Origin of the sequence: Promicromonospora kroppenstedtii DSM 19349 (assembly GCF_000515355.1) — a bacterium.
In the GTDB taxonomy this organism is placed as follows: domain Bacteria; phylum Actinomycetota; class Actinomycetes; order Actinomycetales; family Cellulomonadaceae; genus Promicromonospora; species Promicromonospora kroppenstedtii.
In genome coordinates, this window is record NZ_KI911756.1 from 11,463 (window position 1) to 17,405 (window position 5,943).

Consider the following 5,943-nt stretch of genomic DNA (forward strand, 5'->3'; position numbering starts at 1 on the left):
CCGCCACCGGCAGGCCGGGCACGGCCGACCCCACGGGCAGCTCCGGCAGCGCCGCGTGGGCCGGATCGTCCGCGGCGTCGATCTCGGCGATGAGTGCCCGCACCCGCACGGTGACGTCGTCGACGATCCGCTCGACCTCCTCGATGGGCCGGCCTGCGGGGTCGTCCAGCGGCCAGTCGAGGTAGCGGCGTCCCGGGAACACGGGACAGGTGTCGCCGCAGCCCATGGTCACGATCACGCCGGAGGTGCGCACGATGTCGTCGGTGAGCTCGCGCGGGAACTCGATGAGCCCGTCGAGCCCGCGCCGCGCCAGGACGGTCTCGGTCATCGGGTCGGGCTCCGAGACCGGGCGTGTGCCCGCGGTGCGCACCCGGATACGGTCGCCCGCGAGCCGGCGGGTCACGGCGGCGGCGATCTGGGACCGGCCGGTGTTGTGCACGCAGACGAACAGCACGTCGCGCGGCGAGCCGTGCGTCACCTCGGTCATGGCGGCCAGCCGGTCGGTCGCGAGCCAGGCGGTCAGAGCGGGCAGCTGGGCGGACGACCGCACCTGCTCGACCAGCGCGGCGTAGCACTCCCGGACGAGACGGTCCACGGTCCCGGCACCCGCGTTGGCGGCGAACGTGGCGGCAAGGGTGTCGACCAGCCGGTCGAGCAGCGCCTCGTGGTCGCGCACGTCGAGCGCCGGCTCGTCGAGGAACCGCGGGGCGGCGAGCGCCGTCGTGCCGTACCGTGCGATCCCGCGCGAGGAGACGCGGTACTGCGCCGCGTCCGACGCGACCGGCCCGACGACGGCGACCAGCCCGACCGAGACCAGCGCCTCGAGGTCCTGCTCCACGCCGGCGACGGCGAGCGCTTCGGTCACGAAGTCGGCGGGCCTGCCGTCCGCGCCGTCCGGCACGAGCCCGGCGGCGGTGGAGCGGCCCGCGGGGTGCGTGAGCAGGCGCGCCAGCAGCCGCAGCCGCTCGGGGTTCGCCATCGTGAGTCGTTGTGCGGAGCGCAGCTCGTCCGGGGTCATCGGTCTCTCCCTGGCCTACGGCGGTGTGGCCGAGTGCCAGGAGCGAGGCTACCCCGCCGTCCTGGACCTCGGCGGCCGCACGGTGGGAACATCACCCACGATCGGGACCGGCCGCCGGTGGAACGGGAACCCGTACCGCGTGACCAGGCCCGCCAGCGTGGTGACCCGGTTGCGGGGGCCGATCAGCGACATGATGTGCACGAACAGCCACACGATCCACGCCAGGCCCTTCGTGATCCGCAGCGGCCGGCCCCCGGGCAGGTTGATCTCGGCGATCGCGGCGCGTCTGCCGATCACGGCCATCGTGCCCTTGTCGACGTAGTGGAGGTCCTGCAGGGGCTCGCCGTCGATCAGGGCGCGGATGTTGCGGCCCGCGACGAGGCCGCCCTGGATCGCGGGCTGCGCGAGCTGGGGCAGGTCGGCCGGCGAGATCGCGATGTCGCCCGCGGCGAAGACGCCCGGCAGGCCCTCGACCTGCATGTCGTCGCCGATCCGGATGCGGCCGCTGTCGTCCTGCGGCAGGCCCCACTCGGCCACCTCGTCGTGCACGCGCACCCCGGCGGACCAGACGGTCAGGTCGGCGTGGATGCGGGTCCCGTCGGTGAGCACCACGGCCTCGCGCTCGACGGCCGCCACCCCGGCCCCCAGGTGCAGCGAGACCCCGCGGTGCCGCAGCTCCTGGGTCGCGTAGGCGCGCAGCTTGGGCGCGAACGACTTGAGGATCTCGCCGCCGCGCTGCACCACCTTGACCTCGAACGCGTCGCCGTGGATCTCCGGGTAGGCGGGCGCGAGGCCGGCGGTGCGCAGCTCGGCGAGCGCACCCGCGACCTCTACCCCGGTGGCGCCGCCGCCCACGACGACGACGCGCAGCCCGTCGTCGGCCCGCTTCGACTTCGCGGCCTTCTCCAGGCGGATGAAGAGGTTGTCGCGGATCCGCATCGCCTGCGACCGCGTGTACATCGGGAACGAGTGCTCCTTGGCGCCCGGCGTCCCGAAGAAGTTCGCCGTGACGCCCGCCGTGACGACCAGGTAGTCGTAGCTGATCCAGTGGTCGTTCAGCAGGCGGATCTTCTTCGCGGCGTGGTCGGCCTCCACCAGGTGCTCGTGCACCACGTGCACGTTCTTCTGCTTGAGCCGCAGGCCGCGCAGGAAGTAGGTGACGTCGCCCGGGTTCAGGCCGCCGGTCGCCACCTGGTACAGCAGCGGCTGGAACGTGTTGTAGACGCGGCGGTCGATCAGCGTGATCCGCACGGGCGCGTCCTTGAGGGCCCGGACCGTCGCCATCCCGGCGAACCCGCCGCCGACCACCACCACGTGCGGCAGCGGCTCGGGGTGCTCGCTCATGGTCTTCTCGAGGCCGTAGTCCTCGTCGTCCTCGGGTGCTTGCACGGGGGTGTGTGCAGAATCGGTCACGATCACGAGTCTCTCACCGCCCGGGTTACCGTGGTCGGTCGTGAGCACCACCGAACACCAGACCGACCCCGCCGGCCGCCCCGAGCGGCTGGCCCACGGCCTGCGCACCCGCCACCTGACCATGATGGGCCTCGGCTCCGCGATCGGCGCCGGACTGTTCCTCGGCTCGGGCCTCGGCATCGCCGCCGCGGGTCCCGCCGTCCTGGTCAGCTACGCCATCGCGGGTGCGATCGTCGTGCTGGTCATGCGGATGCTCGCCGAGATGGCCTCCGCGCTCCCGTCGAGCGGCTCGTTCTCCGTCTACGCGGAGGCGGCGCTCGGGCGCTGGGCCGGGTTCCTGCTGGGCTGGCTGTACTGGTTCACCATCGTCATGGTGCTCGGCGTCGAGGTGACGGGTGTCGCCGGGATCGTGCACGGCTGGTGGCCCGCCGTGCCGCAGTGGGCGGTCGCGGCCGCCGTCGTCGCCGTGTTCGGCGCGATCAACCTCGTGGGCGTGCGCCAGTTCGGCGAGGCCGAGTTCTGGTTCGCCACCGTCAAGGTGCTCGCGATCGTCGGCTTCCTCGTGCTCGGCGTGCTGATCGTCGTCGGCGTGGTGCCCGTGACCGGCAGCGTCCTGGGGAAGTGGGCGCAGTACGGCGGGTTCGCCCCGGCGGGCCTGCCCGGCATCGCCGCCGGCCTGCTCACCGTCGTCTTCGCGTTCGGCGGCATCGAGATCGTCACCATCGCGGCCGCCGAGGCGCGCGACCCGCAGTCGGCCGTCGCGAGCGCGACCCGCACCATCCTGTGGCGCATCCTGTTCTTCTACGTGGGCTCGGTCGCGATCATGGTCGCCCTCATCCCGTGGACCGACGCCGCCCGCCTGGAGTCGCCGTTCGTCTCCGTGCTCCAGATGGCCGGGTTCGACGGCGCCGCCCGGCTCATGGAGGTCGTCGTGGTGCTCGCGCTGCTGAGCGCGTTCAACGCCAACGTGTACGCGACGTCCCGCATGCTGTTCTCGCTCGGCGGCCGCGGTGACGCCCCGGCGCTCGCGACCCGGGTCTCCCGCCGCGACGTCCCGTGGGTCGCTGTGCTGGTCTCGGTGTTCTTCGGCGTCGTCGCCGTGCTGCTCAACTACCTGCTGCCCGAGTCCTTGCTCGGGGTGCTGCTCAACGCCGTGGGTTCGGCGCTGCTGGTGGTCTGGATCCTCGTGGTGGTCTCGCAGCTCCGCCTGCGTCCGCGCCTGGAGGCCGCCGCGGCCGAGCGCGGCGAGACCCTGCGCCTGCGCGCCTGGGGCTACCCGTGGCTCTCGTGGGCGACGCTCGTGGCGCTCGTCGTGGTGGTCGGCCTCATGCTGTCCGACGCCGCCGCCCGGCCGCAGATCGCCGCGACAGCGGGCCTGGTCGTGGTGATCATGCTGGTCTACGTGGTCGCGCGGGCGCTGCGCCGCGTCCCGGCCGTGCCGGCGGCGACCGGCCGGCGGTAGTCGTTCAGCAGACCGTCATCGGGGGTCCATCCGCCGGTCGGGCGGTCGCCAGCGGGGACCTCGATCGTCGTCGGCATGACCGAGCAGACCACCGGCGGCGTCGACCGCCGGACATTCCTGTCCCTGAGCAGCCTCGGCGCGGCGGGCGTCGCGACCACGGCGGCCGTCACCGGCGCGGCCCCGGCCGAGGCCGTGGAGCTGGCCCGGCACCCGCAGCGAGGGCTGCGGTTCGGGCGCGACGGCAAGTTCAAGGTCGTCCAGTTCAACGACACCCAGGACGACGAGAAGATCGACCGTCGCACGCTCGAGCTCATGCGCGCGGTGCTCGACGACGAGCGGCCCGACGTCGTGATCCTCAACGGCGACAACATCACCGGCGGCTGCGACACCCCGCTGGAGATGCGCCAGGCCATGAACAACGTGGTGCAGCCGATGGAGGAGCGGGCCGTCCCGTGGGCCATCACCTTCGGCAACCACGACGAGGACTCGACGCCGAACAGCGGCCTGGACGAGGCCGACATGCTGGCCTTCTACCGCTCCTACCGCTACAACGTGAACGGTCCGACGGCGCGCGGCGTCACCGGGCAGGGCAACTCGTACCTGCTGATCGAGGGCACGAACGGCCGCCCCGCGTTCAACCTGTGGCTGCTCGACTCGGGCCGGTACGCGCCCGAGACCCTGTCCGGCCAGGACTTCGACGGCTACCCCCACTGGGACTGGCTGCGCATGGACCAGGTCAAGTGGTACTACGACACGTCGGTGCAGATCGAGCGCAAGGCCGGGTACGTGGTGCCGGCCCTGATGTTCATCCACATCCCGTTGTGGGAGTACCGGTTCATGTGGTTCGGCTCGGTGGACGGGCGCACCGACGCCGACCACGAGCGCGGCAGGGCACGCCACCGCATCGACGGCGAGCGCAACGAGGACGAGTGCCCCGGGCCGTTCAACTCGGGCATGTTCTCGGCGATCCAGCACCGGGGCGACGTCCGCGGGGTGTTCTGCGGCCACGACCACGTGAACACCTACTCGGGCGACTACTACGGCGTGCTGCTCGGGTACGCGGGCAACACCGGGTTCGGCACGTACGGCCTGGGCGGCGCCGAGCGCAACCGGCTGCGCGGTGCGCGCGTCTACGACCTCGACGAGTCGGTCGACGGCGTCCTGGCGGGCACCCGGATGCGGTTCGCCGGCGAGTTCGGGATCGACCTCACCGCTGACGACCAGTGGATCGAGCCGCTCCCGCTGCCCCGGGGCAAGTAGCCGCACGTGTCAGACGTACAGGTCACCCAGGTGACCTGTACGTCTGACACGTCGGAGGGGTGCTCCCCGGATGAGAAAATGACGGCATGGCTGAGCTCCTCGCGGTCTGTCGCGTGCACGTCCTGCATCCTGATCCCGGCACCGTGGGCGTCACGGCGATCGACAAGCGTCCCGTGGAGGGGCGGGTCAAGGTGCGGCCCTACGGCCTGTACGCGGACGTGCAGGCCGACCGCGCCAGCCACGGCGGCCTCGACCAGGCGGTCTACGCCTACGCCCAGGAGGACGCCGACTACTGGGGCGCCGAGCTGGACCGCGAGATCACGCCGGGGCTGTTCGGCGAGAACCTGCGGGTCAGCGGCCTGGACGTGAACGGCGCCGTGATCGGTGAGCACTGGCGGATCGGCACGGCCCTGCTGGAGGTCACGCAGCCCCGCACGCCCTGCCAGACCTTCGGCCGCCGGCTCGGCGAGCAGCGCTGGGTGCGCCGGTTCACGCAGGCCAACCGCACGGGTGCGTACCTGCGCGTGGTCGAGAACGGCGACCTCGGCGCGGGGGACGCCGTCGAGGTGGTGCACCACCCGCTGCACGGCGTCACTGTCGCGGACTGGTTCGGCGCGCAGTACGGCCTGGCGCGCGCGGCGCGGGACGCCGCCGGTTTCGGCAAGCCGTACGCGTCCGTGGCCGAGAGCCTGGAGGAGCTCGCGAAGCGGCTGCTGAACGCGCATGCCGCGGGTGAGCTCCGGCTCAGCGTCGACATGCACCGCCGCAGCGAGCAGGCCGCGAGCCGCGC

Annotated in this window: 5 protein-coding genes; 3 read left to right on the forward strand and 2 right to left on the reverse strand. The window is 72.5% G+C overall.

The window, feature by feature from the left end; genetic code table 11:
* A partial coding sequence (locus PROKR_RS31070) for an arsenate-mycothiol transferase ArsC (RefSeq protein ID WP_051433388.1) occupies positions 1-1,018 on the reverse strand: 1,018 nt, incomplete at its 3' end.
* Positions 1,019-1,066: 48 nt separating this feature from the next.
* On the reverse strand, positions 1,067-2,431 hold the full coding sequence (locus tag PROKR_RS26285) for an NAD(P)/FAD-dependent oxidoreductase (protein ID WP_245605975.1): 1,365 nt from the start codon (positions 2,429-2,431) through the stop codon (positions 1,067-1,069).
* A 40-nt stretch (positions 2,432-2,471) separates the two neighbouring features.
* On the opposite strand from PROKR_RS26285, the gene PROKR_RS26290 reads away from it, so the two are divergent.
* From PROKR_RS26290 to PROKR_RS26300, 3 genes are all read left to right on the forward strand, one after another.
* Positions 2,472-3,893, forward strand: a complete 1,422-nt coding sequence (locus tag PROKR_RS26290; protein ID WP_036969670.1) for an amino acid permease — start codon at positions 2,472-2,474, stop codon at positions 3,891-3,893.
* 75 nt (positions 3,894-3,968) lie between these two features.
* On the forward strand, positions 3,969-5,153 hold the full coding sequence (locus PROKR_RS26295) for a metallophosphoesterase family protein (RefSeq protein WP_036969672.1): 1,185 nt from the start codon (positions 3,969-3,971) through the stop codon (positions 5,151-5,153).
* An 86-nt stretch (positions 5,154-5,239) separates the two neighbouring features.
* Positions 5,240-5,943, forward strand: a 704-nt coding sequence (locus PROKR_RS26300) for an MOSC domain-containing protein (RefSeq protein ID WP_211240255.1), incomplete at its 3' end; no start/stop codon positions are given.